This window comes from Mesorhizobium sp. M1A.F.Ca.IN.022.06.1.1 (assembly GCF_003952605.1).
GTDB lineage: Bacteria > Pseudomonadota > Alphaproteobacteria > Rhizobiales > Rhizobiaceae > Mesorhizobium.
Genome location: NZ_CP034455.1, coordinates 1414201 through 1438865 on the forward strand (window position 1 = coordinate 1414201; position 24665 = coordinate 1438865).

Sequence of the window (24665 nt, forward strand, 5' to 3'; positions counted from 1 at the left end):
GAACTGCACTTCCCTCTCACAAAGCCGGTGACGTATATCAACGCCGCGGCGAAAATGCGACTGAGCCGGCTCGGAAAATAAACCAATTTGCCGTGGATGACGCGGCCGGCAGCAATGGGTTCTTGACGATGCAATATGTGAGTACCCGCGGGGATGCGCCCGTGCTTGGCTTTTCGGACGCGGTGCTGGCCGGACTGGCGCGCGACGGCGGGCTTTACCTGCCGCGCGAATGGCCGCAGTTCTCGTCCGCCAATATTCGCGCCATGCGCGGCCTCGCCTATCCCGACCTTGCCATCCGCGTCTTGACACCCTTCCTCGGCGGCGAGATAGCCGTACCCGTCTTCGAACGGCTGGTGCGTGAAGCCTACGCGACTTTCCGGCACGATGCGGTCTGCCCGCTGGTGCAGACGGGCAAAAACACCTTCATCCTCGAGCTCTTCCACGGCCCGACGCTGGCCTTCAAGGACGTGGCGATGCAGCTGCTCGCGCGGCTGATGGACCATGTGCTGGCTGAACGGGGCAACCGCGCGACCATCGTCGGCGCCACCTCCGGCGACACCGGAGGCGCGGCAATAGACGCCTTCGCCGGCCGCGACCGCACCGATATCTTCATCCTCTTCCCCAACGGCAAGGTCTCGCCGGTGCAGCAGCGGCAGATGACGACGTCGAGCGCCGCGAATGTGCACGCGCTGTCGATCGAAGGCAATTTCGACGATTGCCAGGGCCTGGTGAAGGATATGTTCAACGACCACGGCTTCCGCGACAGGGTGTCGCTGTCGGGTGTCAATTCGATCAACTGGGCCCGCATCATGGCCCAGATCGTCTATTACTTCTCCTCGGCGCTGTCGCTGGGCTCGCCCGACCGGCCGGTGTCATTCACCGTGCCGACCGGCAATTTCGGCGATATTTTCGCCGGTTATGCCGCCAAGCGAATGGGGCTGCCGGTCGAGCGGCTGATCATCGCCACCAACGACAACGACATATTGGCACGCACGCTTGCAAGCGGCGAATATCGCACCAAGGGCGTGTTCGCCACCACCTCGCCGTCGATGGACATCCAGGTGTCCTCGAACTTCGAGCGCCTGCTGTTCGAGGCGGCGGGCCGGGATGCCGCGACGGTCAGGCGCTACATGAACGGGCTGAAGCAGTCCGGCGCCTTTACCGTCGAAGCGGGCGAAATGGCGAGGATGCGTGCGGAGTTCGACGCCGGCCGCGCCAGCGTCGACGAGGTCGCGGCAACCATTCGCCAGACGCTTGAAGCGAGCAGCTATCTGCTCGATCCGCACACGGCCGCCGCTATGCACGTTGCGGCCGGCTATATGTCGGGCGCCGTGCCCATGGTGGTTCTCGGCACCGCGCATCCGGCCAAATTCCCGGCGGCGGTCGAGGCCGCCAGCGGCGTTACGCCAGCGCTGCCGGCCTGGCTCGCCGGCTTGATGACAGCCGACGAAAAGTACACCATACTTCCATCCGAGCTGAAAATGGTGGAAGAATACGTGAGCCGCCACACGCGGGCGGCCCGTTAGGGAGTAGTTGCCATATGGGTGTTGAGGTAAGCCGTCTGTCGAACGGCCTGACGGTCGCCACCGAAACCCTTCCAAGCCTCGAATCCGTTGCCCTTGGCGCCTGGGTCAAGTCGGGCGCACGCAATGAACGCGACGAAGAGCACGGCATGGCCCATCTGCTCGAACACATGGCTTTCAAGGGAACGAAACGGCGCAGCGCCTTCGAGATCGCCTCGGAAATCGAGAATGTCGGCGGCGAGATCAACGCGGCCACCAGCGTCGAGACGACCTCCTACTACGCCAGGGTGCTTTCCGCCGACGTGCCGCTCGCGGTCGACATCCTGGCCGACATCCTGCAGGAATCGGAGTTCGATCCGGAGGAACTGGAGCGCGAGCAGCATGTGATCCTGCAGGAGATCGGCGCCGCGCACGACACACCCGACGACATCGTCTTCGACCGTTTCACCGAAACCGCCTTCCGCCACCAGACCATCGGCCGCTCGATCCTCGGCACGCCGGAGACGGTCAAATCCTTCACCTCCAGGCAGCTGCACGATTTCATCGAACGGCAATATGGCGCCGAGCGCATGGTGATCGTGGCCGCCGGCGACATCAAGCACGACAATTTCGTGCGCGAGGTGGAAAGACAGCTTGGCGGCTTCCGCGCCAAGGCCACCAGCAACATCCCGCAATATGCGCAGTATGTCGGCGGCGACTTCCGCGAGGACCGCGACCTGATGGATGCGCAGATCGTGCTCGGCTTCGAGGGCCGCGCCTACCATGTGCGCGACTTCTATGCCTCGCAGGTGCTGTCGATGATCCTCGGCGGCGGCATGTCGTCGAGGCTGTTCCAGGAAGTGCGCGAGAAGCGCGGCCTGTGCTATTCGGTCTATGCCTTCCACTGGGGCTTTTCCGACACCGGCATTTTCGGTGTGCATGCGGCGACCGGACAGAGTGATATCGCCAAGCTGGTGCCGGTCATCATCGACGAATTGCAGAAGGCCGGGGAAAGCATCCAGCAGGATGAGCTCGACCGCGCACGCGCGCAATATCGGGCCGGCCTCATCATGTCGGCCGAAAGCCCGGCAAGCCGCGCCTCGCAGATCGCCAGGCAGTTGCTGCTGTTCGGGCGGCCGATCGCCAAGGAGGAGTTGATGGAGCGGCTGGCGGCGCTGACCGTCGAGCGGCTGACCGATCTCTCCTCGCGGCTGTTCTCGACCAAGCCGACGCTGACGGCGGTCGGCCCCGTGGGCACGCTGGCGCCCTACGAGGCGATCCTCGAATCGCTTGCGGGCCCGCAGACGACGGCTCGCAGGCTCGCCGTCTAACCTTCGTTCCAAAGTCGTGTTCGCGCTTCCTTTCTTTCGCCGCGACCTGCCGGCACTGAAGGGCGAAAAAGTCACGTTGCGCGTGCCTTTGACCAACGATTACCGCGAATGGTCGACGCTGCGCGGCGAAAGCCGCGCCTTTCTGGAGCCATGGGAGCCGCGTTGGCAGCCTGACGAGCTCGACCGCACCGCCTGGCGGCTGCGCATCGGCCGCTACCGCGAGGACTATGCGCAAGGCACGGCCATTGCCTTCTTCATCTTCGAGAAGTCGAGCGGCAAGCTCGCCGGCGGCATCACGCTTGGCAACATCCGCCACGGTGTCGCGCAAAGCGGCCACATCGGCTACTGGATCGGCGAGCGCTTCGGCGGCCGTGGACTGATGACCGACGCGGTCAAGGTGGTGTCGCGTTTTGCCTTCGATACGCTGCGGTTGCACCGGATCGAGGCTGCCTGTATTCCCGACAACGCACGGTCGATCCGCGTGCTTGAAAAAGCCGGATTCCGGCGCGAAGGACTTCTCAGATCCTATCTCCGGATCAACGGCATCTGGCAGGATCACTACCTCTACGCCCGGATCGCGGACGATCCGCCGGGTGATGGAACGAAGGGCTGATATGTGACGACTTTTTCGCGAATCGCGTCGCTGTTCGCCCTCATCCTGGCGCTCTTCGTCACGCTTTCAGCGGTTGCGCCGGCATTGGCCGTCGAGCCGATCAAGATTGCCCGCGACGACAAGGCGCTCGACCTTTCGGGCGCAGTCGAGATCTACCGGAACCAGGGCGAGAATTTCCAGGTCTCGACCGCGCCCGGCCCCGACGGCATCGTGCGGCGCATCGAGGTTGAGGCCAATGACGCGCGCTCGACCGGCGACTGGGCGGTGTTCGCGCTCGCCAACACCACCGACCAGCAGCTCGATAGGCTGATCGTCGCGCCGCATTTCCGCCTGGTGAATTCCGGTATTTTCTGGCCCGATCTCGGCTCGACGCGCATCGCGGCGATCACGCCCAGCGAAGGCTTCGCGCTCGACCGCCAGACCAGCCCCGACGCCGATGTGTTCCGAGTGACGCTCAACCCCGGAACGGTCGTCACCTTCATCGCCGAGCTCGCCTCGCCCAAGCTGCCGCAGGTCTATCTGTGGGACCCGGAATCCTACAAGGACTCGGTCAATTCCTACACGCTGTTCCGCGGCATCGTCATCGGCATCGCCGGCCTCTTGGCGCTGTTCCTGACCATCCTGTTCGTCGTCAAGGGAACCTCGATGTTCCCGGCCACCGCCGCGCTTGCCTGGGCGGTGCTCGCCTATATCTGCGTCGATTTCGGCTTCCTCAACAAGGTCATCGAAATCTCGCCCGGCAACGAGCAGATGTGGCGGGCCGGTACCGAGGTGGCGCTGGCGGGTACCTTCGTGGTGTTCCTGTTCGCCTATCTCAACCTCAACCGATGGCACGGCCATTTCAGCTATGGCGCGCTGGTCTGGATCCTCGGGCTGCTGCTGATTGCCGGCGTGGCCATCGTCGATCCGGCGGTCGCCGCCGGCATCGCCCGCATCTCGTTTGCCGCCACCGCGCTCACCGGCCTCGGCCTCATCATCTTCCTCGGAATTCGCGGCTATGACCGCGCGATCATGCTGGTGCCGAGCTGGGTGATGGTGCTGCTCTGGCTATGCGGCTCGTGGATGGCGATCACCGGCATGCTGGACAACGACATCGCCCAGCCGGCGCTCGGCGGCGGTCTGATCCTGATCATCCTGTTGATCGGCTTCACCGTTATGCAGCACGCTTTTGCCGGCGGCGCGCTGCACCAGGGCCTGTTTTCCGACCTCGAGCGCCAGGCGCTTGCAGTCGCCGGCTCGGGCGACATCGTGTGGGACTGGGACGTGCTGCGCGACCGCGTGGTGACCAAGCCCGACATCAGCCTGCAGCTCGGCCTTGCCCCTAACAGCCTTTCGGGCGCCGCCCGCAACTGGCTGCCGGTGCTGCATGCCGACGACCGCGACACCTTCCGCACAACGCTGGACGTGGTGCTGGAGCACCGCCGCGGCCGCGTGGCCCAGAATTTCCGCCTGCGCGGCGCCGACGGGCATTATCATTGGTTCGCGCTGCGCGCCCGCCCCGTAATCGGGTCGGATGGCGAGGTGATCCGCTGTGTCGGCACCATGGTCGACGTGACCGAGCAGAAGAAATCCGAGGAAAGGCTGCTGCACGACGCCGTGCACGACAACCTGACCGGCCTGCCTAACCGCGAGCTGTTCATGAACCGGCTGGAGGCGATCATCTCGATCGCCCGCACCGAGGACAAGGTGCGCCCGACCGTCTTCGTCATCGACATCGACCGTTTCAAGCAGGTCAATGACGGGCTCGGCATTTCGGCCGGCGACACCATCCTGCTGACCATCGCGCGCCGGCTGCACCGGCTCTTGAAGCCCAAGGATTCGCTGTCGCGCTTTGCCGGCGACCAGTTCGCGCTGATGCTGCTGTCGGAACAGGATCCGGCCCGCATCGCCGCCATGGCCGATGCCATCAAGCATGCGATCAACAATCCGATCACCTTTGCCAAGCGCGAGATCGTGCTCACCGCCTCGATCGGCCTGATCACCTGGACGACGGCGCAAACCTCGTCGGAGGACATGGTCAAGGACGCCGAGCTTGCTATGCATCAGGCCAAGCGTTTCGGCGGCGACAGGATCGAGCCGTTCCGGCCGGCCTTTCGCACCGTCGGCACCGACAGGCTGCAGTTCGAATCCGATCTTCGCCGCGCCATCGAGCGGCGCGAATTCACGCTTGCCTACCAGCCGATCGTGCGGCTGGAGGATGGCAGCGTCGCCGGCTTCGAGGCGCTGCTCAGATGGGATCATCCGCGGCGCGGCATGATCCCGCCGGGAGACTTCATCCCTGTGGCTGAGAATTGCGGCCTGATCGTGCAGCTCGGTCTGTTCGCCATGCAGCAGGCGGCCGAGGATCTGGCGGCCTGGCAGAAGCAGATCGGCGACGCGCCGCTGTCGGTTTCGGTCAACCTCTCCAGCCGGCAGCTCATCCGCCGCGACCTGGTCAGCGACGTGCGCTCCGTCATTGCGCGGGCCAACTTGAAGCCGCGCTGCTTCCGGCTCGAACTCACCGAATCGCTGGTGATGGACAATCCCGAGCAGACCGCGCATGTGCTGACCAAGCTCAAGCAGCTCGGCATCGGACTGTCGCTCGACGATTTCGGCACCGGCTATTCATCGCTCTCCTACCTGACGCGCTTCCCCTTCGACACGATCAAGATCGACAAGAGCTTCGTCGACGACGCAACGCCGAAACGTGCGGTGCTGCTCAAGTCCATGGTCAACATGGCCCATGAGCTTGGCCTGTCGGTCGTCGCCGAAGGCATCTCCGACGAGAGCGACGCGCTGGAGCTGCGCCAGATGGGCTGCGAGTATGTCCAGAGCTTCATGTTCGGCGCGCCGATGCCCGGCGAACTGGTGCTGAAGACGCTGAGGGAGCAGTACCCTCTCACGCAGGCTTAGAGGGCGTTGCTTCGGCGCTTACGAACTGCGGCGACCTTCCAACTCGTTATCACCCTAAACGCTCAGAGCGCCGCCATTCTTCAGAGGTGATGACGAAGCTAAGGCGGGTTCGACCAATCCCGCAGGTCGGCAAAGGCGTTTAAGCGTGCCCCGCGGCGGCGCTCAAATGGGCGAGATCGATACCGATCGAGGCAAGGATGCGATCGTATTTGCGCTCGATGTCGGCGTCGAACAGCAGCTCAGGCGTCGCCGGGCAGGTCAGCCAGCCATTCTCGGCGATCTCGCTTTCGAGCTGGCCGGCGCCCCAGCCGGAATAGCCGAGCGCCATCAGCGCATGCCGCGGCCCGCGACCCGTCGAGATGGCGCGCAGGATGTCGACCGTGGCGGTCAGGCAGATGTCGTCGGAGACGTTGAGCGAGGATTCCACGCGATAGTCGCCGGAATGCAGCACAAAGCCGCGGCTGCGGTCGACGGGCCCGCCATTGCGCACGACGAAATCGCGGGCATGCGCCGGCAAGCGGATTGCTTCCTGCTCGTTCACGATGCCAAGCTGCACCAGAAGGTCGGGGAACAGCATCTGCTGCGTTTGATTGATGATCAGGCCCATGGCGCCCTCGTCGCTGTGGGCGCAGATATAGATGACGGAGCGCGTGAAGCGGTCGTCCTTCATGCCGGGCATGGCAATCAGGAACTGATCGTCGAGAAAGCCGCGTCCGGCCGTCTTCTTTTTGTGACGCAACAAGTCCATGGAGCTGAGGGTAACCCGTTTCCGCGGCGCCGAAAAGATGGTCAGGCTGCCCGATGTCACGCAAATATGATACCTGCAGGAACATGAAATCATTGCGCGGCCAAGAACGGGCGATCAAATCACCGGTCATGCGATACCTGAATATTGTGACGCTCGGCGCGGTCGTCGGCCTGGCAGCGGGGCAGCCGGCCGAGGCATCATCCTCGGCCTGGTACAACAGCGAAGGCGGCAAGGTGCGGCTGGTGACCAGCGGCAAGCCGGACGAGGCGGGCAAGATCCACGGCGTGCTCGACATCGCGCTGAAGCCAGGCTGGAAAACCTATTGGCGCGATCCCGGCGACGCCGGTGTGCCGCCGCAGATCGACATCTCGGCCAGCACCAACATCGCAGATGCAAAGCTGTCGTTTCCGCCGCCGCAGCGCCACGACGACGGCTACGGCAAATGGGCCGGCTATGACCGTCCCGTATCGCTGCCGGTGACCTTCACGCTGTCGGCGCCCGACCAGCCGGCGACGATCGATGCCAACGTCTTTCTCGGCATATGCGAGACGATCTGCATTCCGGTGCAGACGCGGCTCAGCCTCGATCCTGCTTCCGATCCGAACAACGCCACCGACGCGGCGCTGGTGAAGACTGCGCTTACAACGCTCCCCGGCCCGGCGCGATCTGATTTCGGCATCCGCGTGCTGCCCGGCGATCACGAGACGCTCATCGTCGAGGCGCATTCGCCCGGCGATGCCGAGTCCGTCGACTTTTTCATCGCGGGGGAGCGCGACTATATGTTCGGCGCGCCGGTGCGCAGCGAGAAGGACGGCAAGCTTGTTTTCACCGTGCCGATCCTCGACCGGCCGTCGGCGACGCCCACGGACGGCGGGCTCTACTACACGCTGACAAGCGCCGAAGGTGCGGTGGACGGATTGCTGCCTTTCCCTTGAGCCAATTCGTCGTGGAGCCGCAATTCGGGATGGAAAACCGCTGGGCACTTTTCCTGGCATTGCTCTGAACGGTTGCGGAATGCGGCCCGGTTCGATATCGCAGGCACAGATCCTTCCCAATCTCCCAAACGAGGAAACCATGACCATTTCGGTTGGCGAAAAACTGCCCGAAGCGATTTTCAAGGTGATGACCGCCGATGGCGCCAAGCCGATGACCAGCGCCGAGATTTTCGCCGGCAAGAAGGTGGTGCTGTTCGGCGTTCCCGGCGCCTTCACGCCAACCTGCAGCAACAATCATCTGCCGGGCTATCTCGAGAACCACGACGCCATCGTGGCGCGCGGCGTCGACACTATCGCGGTCGTCTCGGTCAACGACGTCCATGTCATGGGCGCCTGGGCACGTTTCAGCGGTGGCGAAGGCAAGATCCTCTATCTCGCCGACGGCAGCGGAGACTTCGCCAAGTCGGTCGGACTTGACAATGACCTTTCCGCGAACGGCATGGGGCTGCGCTCGAAGCGCTTTTCGATGATCGTCGATGACAGCAAGGTCGTGGCGCTCAATGTCGAAGCCAAGCCAGGTGTCGACGAGAGCGGGGCGGCCAAGATCCTCGAGCAGCTCTGATGCTCGACATTGTCTGGCGCGCCATCGCGATCGGCATCGGCGCCACGGTCTTCATGGACGTCTGGGCGATTATCCTCAACAAGGCGTTCGGGCTGCCGCGGCCGAATTGGGGCATGGTCGGCCGCTGGGTCCGGCATCTGCCCGAGAAGGTCTTCCATCACGATATCAGTCAGGCCGCGCCGTATACGCATGAAAAGGCGCTGGGCTGGGCATTCCACTATCTCGTCGGAATTCTCTACGGCGTGATCCTGGTCGTGCTGGCGGGAACGGGCTGGCTGGCGGCGCCGACCTTCCTGCCGGCCTTCGTTCTCGGCATCGTCACCGTCGGCGCCGGCTGGTTCCTGCTGGCGCCCGGCATGGGTGCCGGCTGGGCAGCATCCAGGACGCCCAACCCGATGCTGGTGCGCGCGCTCAACCTCGTCTCGCACACGGTCTTCGCCTTCGGCCTGTTCTCCACGGCGCTGGCGATCCGGTAGAGAACGTCAGGCGCGTCAATAGCTCTGGGTCGAGCGTCGGGGCGCGGGCTTCCTGGCCGGAGCACCAGCCTTCTGCGGCGCAGCCGCAACGGGTGCCGGCCGCGCCTGCTTCGGCTTGAACGGCGCCATGCCTTGCCTTGCCAGTTCGTCGGCGCGCTCGTTCTCCGGGTGGCCGGCATGGCCCTTCACCCAGTGCCAGATAACCTTGTGGCGCCTGTTGGCCTCGTCGAGCGCCTGCCAGAGCTCACCGTTCTTGACCGGCTTCCTCTCGCCGGTCTTCCAGCCGTTCTTCTTCCAACCATGGATCCATTTGGAAATGCCGTCCATGACGTATTTGCTGTCGGTATAGAGATCGACCGTGCACGGCTCCTTCAGCGCATCGAGCGCGCTGATGGCGGCAAGCAGCTCCATGCGGTTGTTGGTGGTCTCGGCCTCGCCGCCCGACAGCTCCTTGGTGACGCCGTTATAGCGCAGCACCGCGCCCCAGCCGCCCGGCCCGGGATTGCCCGAGCAGGCGCCGTCGGTGAAGATCTGGATCTGCTTGTTCATGTCAGTCCGTATTCGGATGGAGACTTGATCGCCCGGTGGAAGCGCATGCGGCGGATATATTCGGTCGGATCGCGCTTCATCACCAGCCCGCCGTTGGGAATGGTCAGCCAATCATAGAGCCTGGTCAGCATGAAGCGTAGCGCCGAGCCGCGCGCCAGCATCGGCAGCGCCGCTTTTTCCTCGCCCTCAAGCGGCCTCACCGACTGGTAGCCGGCAAGCAGCGCCGCCCCTTTGGTGAGGTTGAAGGAAAAGTCCTTCTCGAAGCACCAGGCGTTGAGGCAAGTGGCGACATCATAGGCATAGAGGTCGTCGCAGGCGAAATAGAAATCGATCAGCCCCGACAGCTTCTCGCCAAGGAAGAAGACATTGTCCGGGAAGAGATCCGCGTGGATGATGCCTTGTGGCAGGCGGGTCGGCCAGTTGCGCTCAAAATCCAGGAAGTCCGCGTCGACTTCGGCCGCGAGCCCCAGCTCGACCTCGTCGGCGCGGTCGCGCGACGCCGCCCAGAGCTTGCGCCAGCCGTCGATGGCAAGCGCGTTCGGCCGCTTCATCGGGAAATCCCGCCCGGCGAGATGGAGCGCGGCCAACGCCTTGCCGACCTCGCCGCAATGCGCTGCCGTCGGGCGCCTCAGCGACAGGCCCTCGAGGAAGGTGATGATGACCGCCGGGCGCGCGGCGAGCGTGCCGATGACGGTTCCGTCATGCGCGGTGACCGGAAGCGGGCAGGAAATGCCTTTTCGCGCGAGATGGCCCATCAGGCCGAGAAAAAAGGGCAGATCGGCCTTGTCGACGCGCTTCTCGTAGAGCGTCAATATGTAGGAACCGGTGGAAGCATGGACGAGAAAATTCGAGTTCTCGGTCCCTTCGGCGATGCCCTTGTAGGACAGGAGCTCGCCCACCGGATAGGCTTTCAGAAACGCGCTGAGCTCGTTTTCGTTGACGTCGGTGTAGACGGCCATCTGGGTTTACGCGGCTCCGTTGACGAAGGCCATGTCGGCCGCCGTCAGTTCGACATCGCGCAACACCCGCATCACCGGAAAATCCTCCGTTTCCGTGGCCGTGATGGCCAGATCGATGGTGACGTCGAAGCGTTGCCGGAACGCGTCGATGATCTCGTCGACGATGATTTCCGGCGCCGAGGCGCCGGCCGACAGGCCGAGCGTCGAAATCCTGCCGATCTCATTCCACGGAATTTCGGAGGCCCGCTGCACGAGAAGCGACATCGCGGCGCCCGCGCGCTCCGCCACTTCGACAAGACGCCGCGAGTTGGACGAGTTCGGCGCGCCGACGACGAGGAAAAGGTCGGCGCCGGCGGCCGTCTCCTTCACCGCCTCCTGTCGGTTGGTGGTGGCGTAGCAGATGGATTCGGCGGCCGGGGCGTGAAGCTCGGGGAAACGCTCTTGCAGCGCCCGGATGATGCCGGCGGTGTCCTCGACCGACAGCGTCGTCTGGGTGACGAAGCCAAGCGCCGCCGGGTCTGCCGGCACGAAGCTTGCCGCATCCGCCTCCGTCTCGATAAGGGTCACGGCTCCTTCCGGCAACTGGCCCATCGTGCCGATCACTTCCGGATGGCCGGCATGGCCGATCAGGAGCACATGGCGGCCGAGCCGCTGGTGCCGCATCGCCTGCTTGTGCACCTTCGACACCAGCGGACAGGTGGCATCGAGGTAGAACAGGTTGCGCGCCTCGGCGTCGGCCGGCACCGATTTCGGCACCCCATGCGCGGAAAAGACGACCGGCGACTGACGATGCTCGGGCGGGATCTCGGACAATTCCTCGATGAACACCGCGCCCAGGCTCTGCAGCCCCTCGACGACGTAGCGGTTGTGCACGATCTCATGGCGGACATAGACCGGCGCGCCGTATTTCTTCAGCGCCAGCACGACGATCTGAATGGCGCGGTCGACGCCGGCGCAGAAGCCGCGCGGCTGGCAAAGCCTGATCGTCAGCGGTGGCTTTTTTTCAATCATCAAAACGGGCCGGTTCAGTCGGAAAGCTGAAGGCGAAATGAGGCGTGCACCCCTGCCCTGTCAAGAGCGGCGCTCACTCCTCCTTCGCCGGGCGGCGAAGCCTGAGGATCAGCACCGCGGCAAGGGCGGCGGCAAGGCCATACCAGGTGACGGCATATTGCAGGTGGTTGTTCGGCAGATCGATGATGGTGACGCCGCCGACCGGCAGACCGCCGGGGTTAGGAGTCTTGTCGGCATCGATGAAGAAGGGCACCAGCACGGCTCCCGCTGGCAGACCGGCGCTCGAGGCCATGACGTCGCGGTCCTTCCAGTAAAAGATGTTCTTGGCGACGTCGTTGTCGGGCAGCATCATCGAGGGTTTTTCAGGCAGCGGATTGCGAGCAAGCCCGGTCACCGTCACCGTGCCGGCGACCTCGCCCTGCTTCCGCTTGGCCGGATCCTTGAGATCGTAAGGGACGAAGCCGCGGTTGACGAGCACGAAACGGCCGTCGTCGAGCCGCAGGGGCGTGTAGACATTGAAGCCCGTGTCGCCTTCCCAAGTGGCGAAGAAATGCCGTTCGCCCTGGTGCAGGAAAGTGCCGGTTACAGTCACCGGCGTGTAGTCGACATCGTGTGTGGCGGCGAATTCTTTCTCGACATCGGTCAGTGGCAACGGTGCCGCATGGGTGCGCTTGTCGATGGTATCGATCAGCCCTTCCTTCCAGTGCAAGCGCTGGACCTGCCATGTGCCGAGGCCGAGGAGAATGGCGAACAGGACAAGGCCGAGCCCAAGCAGCAGTGCCGAGCGCGGCCGCGAAGCGCCGGCAGTCGAGGAGGTCGCATCGCTCATTGGCCGCTGTCCAGCCTGCCTTCCGCGGCCTTCTTGGAATATTGCAGGGTGATCAGCACGCCCTTGATCAGGCGCAGCGCCGCCAGGCTCAGCACCAGCGCCAGCGGTATCCACAAAATGAAATGCAGCCAGAGCGGCGGGCTCAGCGTCACTTCCATCCACAGCGCCAGGCCGACGACGATGAAGCCGATGATGAGGATGACGAAGACCGCCGGACCGTCGCCGGCATCGGCAAAGGAATAGTCGAGGCCGCAATTGTAGCAGCGCTTGCCGACGGTGAGGAAGCCGGAGAACAGCTTGCCCTCGCCGCAGCGCGGGCAATGGCCGCGCAGCCCGGCCGAGATCGGGTCGACGGGTGGCCAGATTGCCTTGTCCTCGCTCATGTCCGCACCGTAGACCCGTTCGGTCAAAAAGATAAGGCGGCCACGTCGCCGCAGCCGCCTCGTGAACTCAATCCAAAGGGTCTCAGTGGGCTTCGATTACCGCGCCGCTCGAGGCCCAGACATAGATCGCGGTGAACAGGAACAGCCAGACCACGTCGACGAAATGCCAGTACCAGGCGGCCGCCTCGAAGCCGAAATGCTGCTTCGGGGTGAAATCGCCCCGCATCGCCCGGATCAGGCAGACGAGCAGAAAGATGGTGCCGATGATCACGTGGAAGCCGTGGAAGCCGGTCGCCATGAAGAAGGTGGCGCCGTAGATCGAGTCCTTGAAGCCGAACGGAGCGTGCATGTACTCGTAGGCCTGCACCATGGTGAACAGCATGCCGAGGCCGACGGTCAGGACGAGGCCGTTGATCAGGCCCTTGCGGTCGCCGTGCAGCAGCGAGTGGTGCGCCCAGGTCACCGTCGTGCCCGACAGAAGCAGGATGATGGTGTTGTAGAGCGGCAGGTGGAAGGGATCGAGAACCTCCAGGCCTTTTGGCGGCCAAACGCCGCCGGTGAAGGTGGTGCGGGCATATTGCGCGGCCTCGCCCGGGAATAGGCTGGCGTCGAAGAAGGCCCAGAACCAGGCGACGAAGAACATCACCTCGGAGGCGATGAACATGATCATGCCGTAGCGCAGGTGCAGCGACACGACGCGCGTGTGGTGGCCCTCATGCGCTTCCTTGATAGTGTCCGACCACCAGGCGAACATCGTGTAGAGCACGATGATCAGGCCGATGAAAAACAGCCACGGATTGGCGATGTTGTGGCCGAATATTGGGAAGCTGCCGGCCTTCAGATACTGCATCAGGCAAACGCCGCCGACGGCCGTGACCAATGCGCCGATCGAGCCCAGGAAAGGCCAAGGGCTGGGATTGACGAGATGGTAGTCGTGGTTCGGTTTTGTGTGCGCGTCTGCCATATCAACCCCGAGGCTTGCTTCGGAATCTGGAACTTTGTTGCTGCTGCCAGCGGTCGGCGCGGACGACGCGACTGGCTGCTTCTTTTCGACCGGGAACATGGTGTAGGACAGGGTGATGGTCTTCAGGTCCTTCAGTTCCGGCACGTTGACGATGTCTGGATCGACATAGAACACGACCGGCATGTCCAGCGTCTCACCGGGCTTGAGCGTCGTGTCAGTGAAGCAGAAGCACTCCACCTTGTTGAAATAGGCGCCGGCCATTTCCGGCTGCACATTGAAGGAGGCGCGCCCGGTGATGGGGCGATCGAACTTGTTGGTGGCGCTGTAATGCGCCTGCGTGGTCTCGCCGATCTTGATCGTAACCGAGCGCGCGACGGGCTCGAACTGCCACGGAATGCCGTTGGTGTTGGCGTCGAAGCGGATGGTGATATCGCGGTCGAGCACGCGACCGGCATATTGCTTCTCGGCGCGCTGCGTCGTGCCGCCATAGCCGGTGACCTGGCAGAACATCTTGTAGAGCGGGACCGCCGCATAGGCCATGCCGACCATGCCAGTGAAGAAGGCAAGGCAGACCGCCACGACGATGCGGTTGCTGTTCTTCCCGATGGGTCCGGTCTCGCCGCTCATCGCCGCCTCACATCAAATTCGTCGGTATCAGGCCGGAGGCATGGTGGCCGAAGCGCACGATGGTGGCGATGTAGAAGATGATGACGAGCGCGGCCAGCGCGACGCCGATGGCAACGGAGCGGCTGCGTCGCGCCTTCCGCTGGCGTTCGGTCAAGGTGACCAGTTCGAGGTTCTTGTCGGCCACGGTCATGCTCCCCCCATGACGAGGGCACGCCCGACCACGCTGTCGACGAGATAGGCGGCAAAGATTGCGAAGAGATAGAGCAGCGAATAGCCGAACAGCGCCTTGGCCGGCTTCATTGCGCGGTCGGCATCGCTCATGCCCAGCACCTTCCAGGAATACCAGACGAAGCCCAGGCCGAGCAGGACGGAAACCGCGCCATAGGCGGCGGTGGTGTAGCCGAGCAGCCATGGCAACATGCCGACCGGCGCCAGGACTAGCGCGTAGGCAAAGATCTGGCGGCGGGTCGAGGCGTGTCCGGCGACGTTCGGCATCATCGGGATGCCGGCGCGGGCGTAGTCGTCCGACTTGAACAGCGCCAACGCCCAGAAATGCGGCGGCGTCCACAGGAAAATGATCAGGAAAAGAATCAGGCTTTCGAGGCTGACCGATCCGGTCACCGCTGCCCAGCCGATCACCGGCGGGATGGCGCCGGCGGCGCCGCCGATGACGATGTTCTGCGGCGTCCAGCGCTTCAGCCACATCGTGTAGATGACGGCGTAGAAGAAGATGGTGAAGGCAAGAAGCGCCGCCGACAGCCAGTTGATGAGCACGCCCAGCGTCATCACCGACAGCGCGGAGAGCACGAGCCCGAAGCTCAGCGCCTCACCCGGCGTGACGCGCCCGGCCGGCACCGGACGGCTCGCTGTCCTGGTCATCACCGCGTCGATATCGGCGTCGTACCACATGTTGAGCGCGCCCGAGGCGCCGGCGCCGATGGCAATCGCCAGGATCGCGATCACCGCCAGCAGCGGATTGATGGCGACCGGCGCCGCGACCATGCCGACAAAGGCCGTGAAGACGACCAGCGACATCACGCGCGGCTTGAGGAGGGCGAAGAAATCGCCCGCGGTGGCTTCCGACATGCGAAAGCCAACTTCCTCCATCAATTTGTGGTCGGCAAGGGCCATGCGTACTTAAAGTCCATCATTCCGTTGGCCAAGACCGCCGGGCGAGCAGGCGGTCCTGTATCTGCGGCCTTACTTGATCTTCGGCAGCTGTTCCCACTGGTGGAACGGCGGCGGCGACGGCAGCTGCCATTCGAGCGTGGTGGCACCCTCGCCCCACGGATTGGCGCCCGCGACGCGCTTCTTCTGGAAGGCCTCGAACACGCCATAGAGGAAGATCGCAACGCCGACGGCGGCGATGTAGGAGCCGTAGGACGAGATCATGTTCCAGCCGGCAAACGCATCCGGATAGTCGACAGTGCGGCGCGGCATCCCGGCAAGGCCGAGGAAGTGCTGCGGGAAGAAGATCAGGTTGACGCCGACGAAGGTGACCCAGAAGTGGGTGTTGGCGATCACCGGCGAGTACATGTAGCCGGTCATCTTCGGGAACCAGTAGTACCAGCCGGCGAAGATGGCGAACACGGCGCCCAGCGACAGCACGTAGTGGAAGTGGGCGATCACGAAATAGGTGTCGTGCAGCGAGCGGTCGAGGCCGGCATTTGCCAGCTGAACGCCGGTGACGCCACCGATCGTGAACAGGAAGATGAAGCCCAGCGCCCACAGCATCGGCGGCTTGAAGGAGATCGAGCCGCCCCACATCGTGGCGATCCAGGAGAAGATCTTCACGCCCGTCGGAACCGCGATGACCATGGTGGCGAACACGAAATAGCGCTGCGTGTCGAGCGACAGGCCGGTCGTGTACATGTGGTGCGCCCAGACGATGAAGCCGACCGCGCCGATCGCGACCATGGCGTAGGCCATGCCGAGATAGCCGAAGACCGGCTTCTTCGAGAAGGTCGAGACGATATGGCTAACGATGCCGAAGCCCGGCAGGATCAGGATGTACACCTCGGGATGGCCGAAGAACCAGAACAGGTGCTGGAAGAGCAGCGGGTCGCCGCCCTGGTCCGGCACGAAGAAGGCGGTGCCGAAGTTGCGATCGGTGAGCAGCATGGTGATGGCGCCCGCCAGGACCGGCAGCGACAAGAGCAGCAGGAAGGCCGTGATCAGCACCGCCCAGGCGAACAGCGGCATCTTGTGCATGGTCATGCCAGGCGCGCGCATGTTGAAGATGGTGGTGATGAAATTGATCGCACCGAGAATCGACGAGGCGCCGGCGATGTGGAGCGACAGAATCGCAAGGTCCATCGCGGGGCCAGGCTGGCCGGATGTCGAGAGCGGCGGATAGATCGTCCAGCCGCCGCCGACGCCGAAGGCGCCGGGCGCGCTCGGTACGAACATCGAGCCGAGCAGCAGGAGGAAGGCCGGCGGCAGCAGCCAGAAAGAGATGTTGTTCATGCGCGGGAAGGCCATGTCCGGCGCGCCGATCATGATCGGCACCATCCAGTTGGCGAAGCCGCCGATGAGCGCCGGCATCACCATGAAGAAGATCATGATCAGGCCGTGCGCGGCGCCGAAGGCATTGTACATGCTCTTGCCGCCGTCGATGGCGGCATCACCCTGCATGCCGTAGACCATCTGCGCCAGACCGCTGAAGATCTGGATGCCGGGCTCCTGCAGCTCCATGCGGATGGCGACCGAAAGCGCGCCGCCGATAATCCCGGCCATGATCGCGAAGATCAGGTAGAGCGTGCCGATGTCCTTGTGGTTGGTCGAGTAGACCCAGCGGACCCAGCCATGCGGCCTGTGGTCGTGGTGGTCGTGAGCTGCAGCCTCTGCCATATTCCGCTCCGTTCCCTAATTCTTGCTAACCCGCGGCGTCAGTTGCCGGCGGCCGCTACCTTGTTGGTACTATCGATCTCGGCCATCAGCGCCTTGTTGGCGGCGGGCACGTCGGTCTTGGCCGTCTCCAGCCAGGTCTTGAACTGCGCGTCGGAGACGACGCGAACCGCGATCGGCATAAAGGCGTGATCCTTGCCGCAGAGCTGCGAGCACTGGCCGTAATAGAGGCCTTCCTTCTCCGCCTTGAACCAGGTCTCGTTCGTGCGGCCGGGCACGGCATCCATCTTGATGCCGAAGGACGGCACGGCGAAGGAGTGGATGACGTCGGTGGCGGTGATCAGCACGCGGGTCATGGTGTTGACCGGCACCACCAGCTCATTGTCGACGGCGAGCAGGCGCGGATAGAGATTGCGGTCTTCCTTGCCGGCCTTGGCGCGGTCACCGTCCTGAAGGATCGCCGAGTTGAAGGAGAAGCTCTTGTCGACCTGGTATTCGTAGTCCCAATTCCATTGGTTGCCGGTCGCCTTGACGGTCAGCTTGGCTTCTTCCGGCGGGGTATACTGCGCGGTGAGCAGTTGGAACGAGGGGATGGCGATGAGCAGCAGCACGATGACCGGGCCGACGGTCCAGATCACCTCGATCAGCGTGTTGTGGCTGGTCCTGGAAGGAACCGGGTTGGCGCTCGCGCGGAACCGCAGGATGACATAGGCGAGCAGGACCAGCACCAGCAGGGTGATGACCACGATGAATACGAAGGTGTAGTTTCCGAACCATTCGATTTGCCGCATCATGTCGGTCGCAGGCGCCTGGAAGGCGGTTTCCCATGGCCGCGGCTGATCCGCATAGGCGGATGCGCTGGAGAGGAGCGTGCCCGCGGCCGCAGCACCTGCCAGAAGTCTGGCGCTTGCCATGAATTTTCTCATCGCCCTCTCGTCTCCCACTTCCTGCAATCGGATCGCACCAATAACGAACGACGCCGGGATGGGGAATCCCGGTCTGTCCCTAAGGTGGTTCAAACCATACTCTATTTCCCTCCGCAAGGAAGGAGCGGGCGAAACCGTGCGGCATTTTTGCGCGCAGCCCGAAGGGCATCCCCGACCATCGCCGCCCCCGCGCCGGGCGGTCGCAATTCGGGCGAATTTGCTCTGGAAAAGCGCGTAATTGCCGGTATCTGGGCGGGCTGGCGACGGTCTCGTCCTTTACTTGGCCTTGGCGCAGCTTAAAGTGCCGTGATTCGCAATGGAGCCGTTATGACTTCCTGGCTTTCGAGACCCTTGGCGAAGGTTATCTTCCTTGCCGCCTCGCTTAGCGCCAGCGTGGCGAACGCCGCGCCGCCGCAGACCGCGGCGCCGCCCAGCGGCACGGTCAAGTCGACGCATGGCGCGTGGTCGATCATCTGCGACACGCCGGCCGGCGCAACCTCCGAGCAATGCGTGATGATGCAGAACGTCGTCGCCGAGGACCGTCCGGAGATGGGGCTTTCCGTCGTGGTGCTGCGCACCGCCGACAACAAGGCGGAGATCCTGCGGGTGCTGGCACCGCTCGGCGTGCTCCTGCCCAACGGGCTCGGCCTCAATGTCGACGGCAAGGACATCGGCCGCGCCTATTTCGTGCGCTGCTTCCAGGACGGCTGCTACGCGGAAGTGATCCTCGAGAAGCCACTGCTCGACACGCTGAAGAACGGCACGTCGGCCACCTTCATCGTGTTCCAGACGCCGGAGGAAGGCATCGGCATTCCGGTCGATCTGAAGGGATTCGCCGAAGGCTTCTCGGCTCTGCCCTAAGTCCAGCGGCGGCAACGCGGCCGCCAGTCGGCTCGGGGCGATGACGATCGCGTGTGAAGGCCGGCGATTGTCTTGACCTCACTTCGCCCCTACATCGGGGGAATGCGAAACCGCCAGCGGACAGCCCTGCCATGAACAGCCTGATCGGCCAATTCGACATTTCCGACGACCGCGTCAAAGAGATCGTCGCCGATACCATCAAGGGCGCCGACGACGGCGAGTTGTTCCTCGAATACAGCGAGAACGAAGCGCTGATGTTCGACAACGGCCGGCTGAAGACGGCGAATTTCAACACCGACCAGGGTTTCGGGCTGCGCGCCGTCGCCGGCGAGGCGAGCGGCTATGCCCATTCGAGCGACCTGTCGGAAGCCTCGCTGCTGCGCGCCGCCGATGCCGTCTCCGCGGTGAAGGGCGGCTATTCCGGAACGCTTGCCGCAGCGCCCGCGCGCACCAATCGCCATCTTTACGGCGACGAGAATCCCATCCCCTCGCCCAGTTTCGAGGCCAAGGCGAAGCTGTTGCAGGAGATCGACGCCTGGCTGCGCGCCGCCGATCCGCGCGTGCGCCAGGTGACGGCTTCGCTGGCCGCCTCGTGGCAGCATGTCGAGATCGTGCGCGGCGACGGCCAAGTGGTGCGCGATATCCGCCCGCTGGTCAGGATGAACGTCTCGGTGGTGGTCGGCGATGGCGACCGCCAGGAGAGCGGCTCCTACGGAATGGGCGGCCGCAAGAGCTTTGGCGAGTTCCTCACCGAGGAGAGTTGGAAGCACGCCGCGCGCGAGGCGCTGCGACAGGCGCTGGTCAATCTCGAAGCCGTCCCGGCGCCGGCAGGCACATTCGACATCGTGCTTTCCAGCGGCTGGCCGGGCGTGATGCTGCACGAGGCTGTCGGCCATGGCCTCGAGGGCGACTTCAACCGCAAGAAAACATCCGCCTTCGCCGGCCTGATGGGCAGCCAAGTAGCGGCAAAGGGCGTCACCGTCGTCGACGACGGCACGATCGCCGAGCGGCGCGGCTCGCTTACCGTGGACGACGAAGGCACGCCTTCGGCGCGCAATGTGCTGATCGAGGACGGCAAGCTGGTCGGCTACATGCAGGACCGCCAGAATGCGCGGCTGATGGGCATGAAGGCGACCGGCAACGGCCGGCGCGAAGGCTATGCCCACCAGCCGATGCCGCGCATGACCAACACCTACATGACCTCGGGCGATACCGCGCCGGAAGAGATCATCGCCTCGGTCAAGAACGGCATCTATGCCGTCTCCTTCGGCGGCGGCCAGGTCGACATCACCTCAGGCAAGTTCGTGTTTGGCTGCACCGAGGCCTACATGATCGAGGACGGCAAGGTGACGCAGCCGATCAAGGGCGCAATGCTGATCGGCAACGGGCCCGACGCCATGCACCGCGTCACCATGGTCGGCAACGACATGAAACTCGACAACGGCATCGGCATGTGCGGCAAGGCCGGACAGGGCGTGCCGGTCGGGGTCGGCCAGCCGCATCTGAGGATGAACCAGATGACGGTGGGCGGCACTAGGGTTTGAGCACGCTCAATCCGGCAGATTTGAATAGCACTCCGCCGCTTGAGTATCTTACCCGTGTCTTACATGGGGTAAGCTTGCGATAGCTGGTGCCGAAAAACTCATAACCACCGTCTCGACCAAGGGACAAGTGATCCTCCCCAGCGCGATCCGGAAACGGAGGGACTGGGGTGCCGGCACACGTCTGCAGGTCGAAGACACACCAGACGGTGTTCTTCTGAAGCAAGTGCCGGCCTTCACCCCGACGCAACCGGAAGACGTGGTTGGCCTGCTGCCGCACCGCGGCAAGCAGAAGACGCTTGAAGAGATGAACGCGAGTGTCTTTGCCGAAGCGCGGCGGCGCCATGCTCGCAATTGATCCCAACCTTGTCGTCAGATACCTGACGAACGACCATCCTGAACGGTCACCTCGATCCGGCCGGAAAGCTCACACCTAGCTACCCGCCGGAGCGCGAACACAATCGTGTTAGCAGATTATTAATTGTTCAATTGCTTTGGCCGACGCTTCCGACTTAACTATCAGCAGTCTTCTCGTTGCGGTGGTGTTGGCAGTGCTGCGTTCCCCTGGCGTCCTGACCTCTTTATTCCTCCTTGGCCTTTGCTCATTGATCGGTGTGACGTCGCTTTGCGTCGACACGGCGGCGGCGCAGTCGACATTGTTCAAGCGGCCATCGAGTCCGGTCGACCTGCGCTCCGCCACAGTGGGAGGACGTACCAGCGTCCCTTATGGCTGGATCGATTTCTGCCACCGCCGGCCGAATGAGTGCAAAGTGCCTGCCCTGCAGCCGGCGAACGTCAAGCTGACCGCGCAGAACATGCGAACCCTCAAGCGCATAAACCAGAAGGCGAACCGCGCCATCAAGCCCGTCAGCAACTATGATCACTGGGGCACGATGATGGACCACTGGGACTATCCGGTGGACGGCAAGGGCGACTGCAAGATCTACGCGCTCTACAAGCGCAAGCTTCTCATGGAAGCGGGATTTCCCCGCCAGGCGCTGCTGATGACGGTCGTGCGCGACCTGAACAACGAAGGCCACACCATCCTGACCGTGAAGACCGACAAGGGCGATCTCGTGCTCGACAATCTGGTCGACGAAGTCCGGCCCTGGAACGCGACCGGCTATTATTTCCTGAAGCGCCAGTCGCAGCAAAACCCGAATATTTGGGTATCGATCAATCAGCGCGGCGGCACGCCGAAAACCTGACGGATGCCGCCAGGCTCGTACGGCCTGGACAGCCGAGGCATCCCGCTTTGACGGTTGATACGCCCTACAGACCGGCGCCCCCTGCCTTGCACGTTCATGGCCGAAAAATCGGCTCGCAAAGGTAAGGCGCAGGGCTCGACCGCGCCAACCTATTGGTTGCAGGCCGGCTCGCCCTGCTGTCCGCAAGAGAGCTTCTTGTTGGGCTGCGGCTTCTCCCGGGGGACACTCCGCTCTTGCATCTGCGGCCTCGGCTGCGAACGGAATTCCGGGCGAGGCTCCGATCTCTGCCGCCGCAGCACCTGCTCGTTAGGCCTTTCCTGCCTGAACTGGCGCTGCGCATTGTCGTTCGGCCTGTTGACTTTGAAGTTGCGCTGGACGGTGACATCCCGGCCGGCGGAACCTTCTTCGTTCTGCAGCCGGCGCAACGTCCTGCGCCTGTCGTTCCCGCTGGCCGAGCCCTGATTCTCGTCGGAGAACAGGGTCGGACTGTTCCTCCTGAGCCGCTTCTGCACGGCCGGTCCATTGTCGGTTGGCCCACCACTAACGCTCGGCAGTCTGCGGAACTTCTTGCTCTTGGCCAAGCCCTGGTTGTCATCGGAGAACATTTCGGGGGTGTTCTTTCTGAGCCGCTCGCGCACGCTCGGCCGGTTCTCGGCCGGCATCCGGTTGACGGTAGGCAGCTTGCGGACCTTCCTGCCCTTGTCGCTCGCGGCGGCCGAACCTTGTTCGTTCGGTTCGACCACGGACTGGCCTGCGGACAAATCCTTGCGCGTCAGCTTCCTCGGCTTGCCACCGCTCCGTTCGGATAAAGCCTTGGGATTGTTCTGCCTGAACTTCTCCCGCGCGCTCTGCCCGTTGTCGGCCGGCGTGCCGTTGACGGCGGGCAGGTTGCGGAGCTTTTTGCCCCTCTTCCGATCCGTGTCCTGCTTCCCGGTCCGGTCAGGACCGGCATTTCCGATCGCCTCTTGGTTGCCGCCCGAGATGCCTTGCCTGCCGGGTTGCCTCTTCAATTTGTTGCCGCGCAAGTTCTGGCCGTCGGGCGCCGGCTTGCCGTTGACCAGCGGCAGCCTCTTGCCATCGGCTCCAGGCAAAGCGTGATCGGTTGAGAGCTTGCCGGTTCTGGACGAGGTCTCCGGCGAGGTGTCAGGCTGCTGGCGCTGGATAACACGCTGACCAGGCTTCGGCGGCAGGGCGCCCTGTTGCTGCTGATTGGATGTGGCCTGACGGAACTTGGCCGCCCTCTTCTGCAGAAGCGGCGGCAGGGGAACCTTGGCCGCCAGCGCATCGGCGCGGCCACCAACGGCGCCTTCCATCGTTTTCTGGGCTGTACGGCGGTCAAGCTGAACACGGGCGCTCGGCTGCGCGGCCCGATCGATGGTCTCGTTTTTGATCGTCGTGTTGATGGTGTTGATGACCGTCGTGTTGTGGATGTTGTTGAAGATGATGGCGTTCGGCGGCGGCACGACGTGGCGCGGCGGGTTGATGAATACGGGGATCGGCACGAAGACCGGCGTCGGCAGGATGAAGACGTCGACCGGCGGCGGAGGTGGCGGAAGCACGATGAAATCCGGCGGCGGCGGCGGCAGGAAGATCACCGTGATCGGCGGCGGCGGTTCGAAGTCGAAATCGGGATCGTCGAAATAGAGCACCGGACGGTCGATATAGATGATTTCCTCCTCCGGCGGCGGCGGCAAATCATACTCATAGACGGTGAACTCCTCCGGCGGCTCCAGGGCAGCGTCGAACTGTTCGAGCCGCCGTCGCGCGTCCCAGGCATGCGGGCCACGCGGATAGCGCTGCAGATACGACCAATAGGCCTCCGGCGTGTCCTCGAGCCAGGTCTCGCGCCAGGTGATCGCCTCGCGCCGCGCAGCGACAATGGCGCGCACGCGCTCAGCCATCGGATCATGTGGATAGGCGACTAGGAAATCCTCGTAGCCGCGCATCGTGTCGCGGTCGAGAGCCGCGACATAAGCGTCACGAGCGTCGAAATCCTGGATCGCCCTGGTCCGGTTGGAGCGGGATTCGGCCTCCGAAACCTTTGGCGCGGGCGCGTCCGCGGCACGGTCGAAGAAGACAAAAGGCGCGGTGATCTTCGAGGCATGCCACGGCACTTCCGCGCCTTGCGTCATCTCGTTGACGCGCAGCCGCGTGCGGTCGAACACCTCGTCAAGCGACAACCCGCCCTCGCGTATCATTTCGGCGAGCGCCTGGCCATAGGCGCCGTAAGGGCCCTTGCCTTCCGGCGCGACCGTTCCCGGAGCCGCGTTGAACGCAATCAGCATGTTCGGGTCGGGATCGACAAGCGCGAGACCACCGGCCAGGGGCTGGCTCATCTTCGGCAAGGCATTGGGCCGCGCCGCGTCGAGCACGACGATGTTTACCTTCGTCGGCAATCCGGCCAACGACCGGGTGACATCGGAGAGCCGCATCGCCTGAAGCGGCACGTCGGCGGGACTGGCGATCTGGGCATCGACTGGAAGAAAGTAGTTCTCCCCCTCGAACTGCACGCCGTGGCCGGCAAGATAGACGAAGACGATCGCATCGGGACCGGCGGCGGAAACCTTGCCGAGAAAATCGCGCAGCGCGCCGCGCAGCGAGTCCTGATCGACATCGCGCGCGCCGACGACGTCGAACCCTGCCGCCTGCAGGGTCTGCGCGATCAGGCCGGCGTCATTGGCGGCAGTCGCGAGCTCGCCGGACTGATAGGCGCCGTTGCCGATGACGAAGGCGAGACGTTTTTGCTCTTGCGCGAGCGCACCGGTCGCGGACGCGGCGCCAAAAGCGATGAGAACGATGAGGCTGAGGAATTTTAGAAGCGTCTGCATGGCAATGCGCTGT

At 63.8% G+C, this 24665-nt stretch carries 23 protein-coding genes and 1 pseudogene; 11 read left to right on the forward strand and 13 right to left on the reverse strand.

The genetic code is table 11. The annotated features are described in order from the left end of the window. Positions 1–128: 128 nt before the first annotated feature. From thrC to EJ078_RS07050, 4 genes are read left to right on the forward strand one after another with little or no spacing between them, the layout of a single operon-like run. The gene (gene thrC / locus EJ078_RS07035; protein WP_127403148.1) at positions 129–1526 is read left to right on the forward strand and encodes a threonine synthase; all 1398 of its coding nucleotides are present in this window, start codon (positions 129–131) and stop codon (positions 1524–1526) included. Between the two features lie 14 nt (positions 1527–1540). Next, positions 1541–2833 carry a pitrilysin family protein gene (locus EJ078_RS07040; RefSeq protein WP_066997977.1) on the forward strand — a complete coding sequence of 431 codons (1293 nt, stop codon included), beginning with the start codon at positions 1541–1543 and terminating at the stop codon, positions 2831–2833. 16 nt (positions 2834–2849) lie between these two features. Beyond that, positions 2850–3446, forward strand: coding sequence for a GNAT family protein (locus EJ078_RS07045; protein WP_066997979.1), 597 nt, complete (start codon positions 2850–2852; stop codon positions 3444–3446). A 3-nt stretch (positions 3447–3449) separates the two neighbouring features. Beyond that, positions 3450–6338, forward strand: a complete 2889-nt coding sequence (locus tag EJ078_RS07050) for an EAL domain-containing protein (protein ID WP_095830423.1) — start codon at positions 3450–3452, stop codon at positions 6336–6338. 139 nt (positions 6339–6477) lie between these two features. Here the strand turns inward: EJ078_RS07050 and EJ078_RS07055 are convergent, their stop codons facing one another. Then, entirely contained in the window at positions 6478–7086 is a 609-nt protein-coding gene (locus EJ078_RS07055; RefSeq protein ID WP_066997984.1) for a YqgE/AlgH family protein, read from the reverse strand. Positions 7087–7214: 128 nt separating this feature from the next. On the opposite strand from EJ078_RS07055, the gene EJ078_RS07060 reads away from it, so the two are divergent. The 3 genes from EJ078_RS07060 to EJ078_RS07070 all read left to right on the forward strand — a co-directional run bounded on the left by EJ078_RS07060 (position 7215) and on the right by EJ078_RS07070 (position 9119). Beyond that, positions 7215–8021, forward strand: coding sequence for a protein-disulfide reductase DsbD domain-containing protein (locus tag EJ078_RS07060; RefSeq protein ID WP_127215059.1), 807 nt, complete (start codon positions 7215–7217; stop codon positions 8019–8021). Between the two features lie 139 nt (positions 8022–8160). Further along, positions 8161–8643, forward strand: coding sequence for a peroxiredoxin (locus EJ078_RS07065; protein ID WP_127215060.1), 483 nt, complete (start codon positions 8161–8163; stop codon positions 8641–8643). Further along, on the forward strand, positions 8643–9119 hold the full coding sequence (locus tag EJ078_RS07070; RefSeq protein WP_127215061.1) for a DUF2938 domain-containing protein: 477 nt from the start codon (positions 8643–8645) through the stop codon (positions 9117–9119). The genes EJ078_RS07065 and EJ078_RS07070 overlap by 1 nt, the downstream gene beginning before the upstream one ends. A 15-nt stretch (positions 9120–9134) precedes the next feature. On the opposite strand, the gene rnhA is transcribed toward EJ078_RS07070, so the two are convergent. From rnhA to coxB, 11 genes and pseudogenes are all read right to left on the reverse strand, one after another. Continuing rightward, a complete protein-coding gene (rnhA, locus tag EJ078_RS07075; protein ID WP_127215062.1) occupies positions 9135–9668 on the reverse strand; it encodes a ribonuclease HI in 534 nt (177 codons plus the stop codon). Beyond that, positions 9665–10627 carry a homoserine kinase gene (locus EJ078_RS07080; protein WP_127215063.1) on the reverse strand — a complete coding sequence of 321 codons (963 nt, stop codon included), beginning with the start codon at positions 10625–10627 and terminating at the stop codon, positions 9665–9667. Before EJ078_RS07080 ends, rnhA begins: the two co-directional genes overlap by 4 nt. 6 nt (positions 10628–10633) lie before the next feature. Next, positions 10634–11638 (reverse strand): 4-hydroxy-3-methylbut-2-enyl diphosphate reductase, encoded by a 1005-nt coding sequence (gene ispH / locus EJ078_RS07085; protein WP_095781704.1) that lies wholly within the window; start codon positions 11636–11638, stop codon positions 10634–10636. Positions 11639–11711: 73 nt separating this feature from the next. Next, positions 11712–12467, reverse strand: a complete 756-nt coding sequence (locus EJ078_RS07090) for an SURF1 family protein (protein WP_067327858.1) — start codon at positions 12465–12467, stop codon at positions 11712–11714. Next, on the reverse strand, positions 12464–12850 hold the full coding sequence (locus tag EJ078_RS07095) for a DUF983 domain-containing protein (protein ID WP_067327857.1): 387 nt from the start codon (positions 12848–12850) through the stop codon (positions 12464–12466). Before EJ078_RS07095 ends, EJ078_RS07090 begins: the two co-directional genes overlap by 4 nt. Positions 12851–12932: 82 nt before the next feature. Next, positions 12933–13814 carry a cytochrome c oxidase subunit 3 gene (locus EJ078_RS30185; RefSeq protein WP_127215064.1) on the reverse strand — a complete coding sequence of 294 codons (882 nt, stop codon included), beginning with the start codon at positions 13812–13814 and terminating at the stop codon, positions 12933–12935. Positions 13815–13883: 69 nt separating this feature from the next. Next, a pseudogene (locus tag EJ078_RS30190) lies at positions 13884–14441 on the reverse strand (cytochrome c oxidase assembly protein); the annotation flags it as partial. A 7-nt stretch (positions 14442–14448) separates the two neighbouring features. Then, positions 14449–14631 carry a hypothetical protein gene (locus EJ078_RS07105; protein ID WP_067327855.1) on the reverse strand — a complete coding sequence of 61 codons (183 nt, stop codon included), beginning with the start codon at positions 14629–14631 and terminating at the stop codon, positions 14449–14451. Then, positions 14628–15572, reverse strand: a complete 945-nt coding sequence (locus EJ078_RS07110) for a heme o synthase (RefSeq protein WP_127215065.1) — start codon at positions 15570–15572, stop codon at positions 14628–14630. The genes EJ078_RS07105 and EJ078_RS07110 overlap by 4 nt, the downstream gene beginning before the upstream one ends. 69 nt (positions 15573–15641) lie before the next feature. Continuing rightward, positions 15642–17291, reverse strand: coding sequence for a cytochrome c oxidase subunit I (ctaD, locus tag EJ078_RS07115; RefSeq protein WP_066998019.1), 1650 nt, complete (start codon positions 17289–17291; stop codon positions 15642–15644). A gap of 38 nt (positions 17292–17329) precedes the next feature. Then, a complete protein-coding gene (gene coxB, locus EJ078_RS07120; protein ID WP_245456982.1) occupies positions 17330–18202 on the reverse strand; it encodes a cytochrome c oxidase subunit II in 873 nt (290 codons plus the stop codon). A gap of 339 nt (positions 18203–18541) precedes the next feature. On the opposite strand from coxB, the gene EJ078_RS07125 reads away from it, so the two are divergent. From EJ078_RS07125 to EJ078_RS07140, 4 genes are all read left to right on the forward strand, one after another. Next, positions 18542–19075, forward strand: a complete 534-nt coding sequence (locus EJ078_RS07125) for an invasion associated locus B family protein (RefSeq protein ID WP_066998026.1) — start codon at positions 18542–18544, stop codon at positions 19073–19075. 131 nt (positions 19076–19206) lie between these two features. Continuing rightward, positions 19207–20619: a metalloprotease TldD gene (gene tldD / locus EJ078_RS07130; protein WP_067327853.1), complete on the forward strand. Its 1413-nt coding sequence runs from the start codon at positions 19207–19209 to the stop codon at positions 20617–20619. A gap of 79 nt (positions 20620–20698) precedes the next feature. Next, positions 20699–20974, forward strand: a complete 276-nt coding sequence (locus EJ078_RS07135; RefSeq protein ID WP_127215067.1) for an AbrB/MazE/SpoVT family DNA-binding domain-containing protein — start codon at positions 20699–20701, stop codon at positions 20972–20974. 256 nt (positions 20975–21230) lie between these two features. Further along, a complete protein-coding gene (locus EJ078_RS07140; RefSeq protein WP_245456983.1) occupies positions 21231–21824 on the forward strand; it encodes a transglutaminase-like cysteine peptidase in 594 nt (197 codons plus the stop codon). Positions 21825–21973: 149 nt separating this feature from the next. Here the strand turns inward: EJ078_RS07140 and EJ078_RS07145 are convergent, their stop codons facing one another. Continuing rightward, positions 21974–24652 carry a caspase domain-containing protein gene (locus EJ078_RS07145; protein WP_127403147.1) on the reverse strand — a complete coding sequence of 893 codons (2679 nt, stop codon included), beginning with the start codon at positions 24650–24652 and terminating at the stop codon, positions 21974–21976. Between the last annotated feature and the right edge of the window lie 13 nt (positions 24653–24665).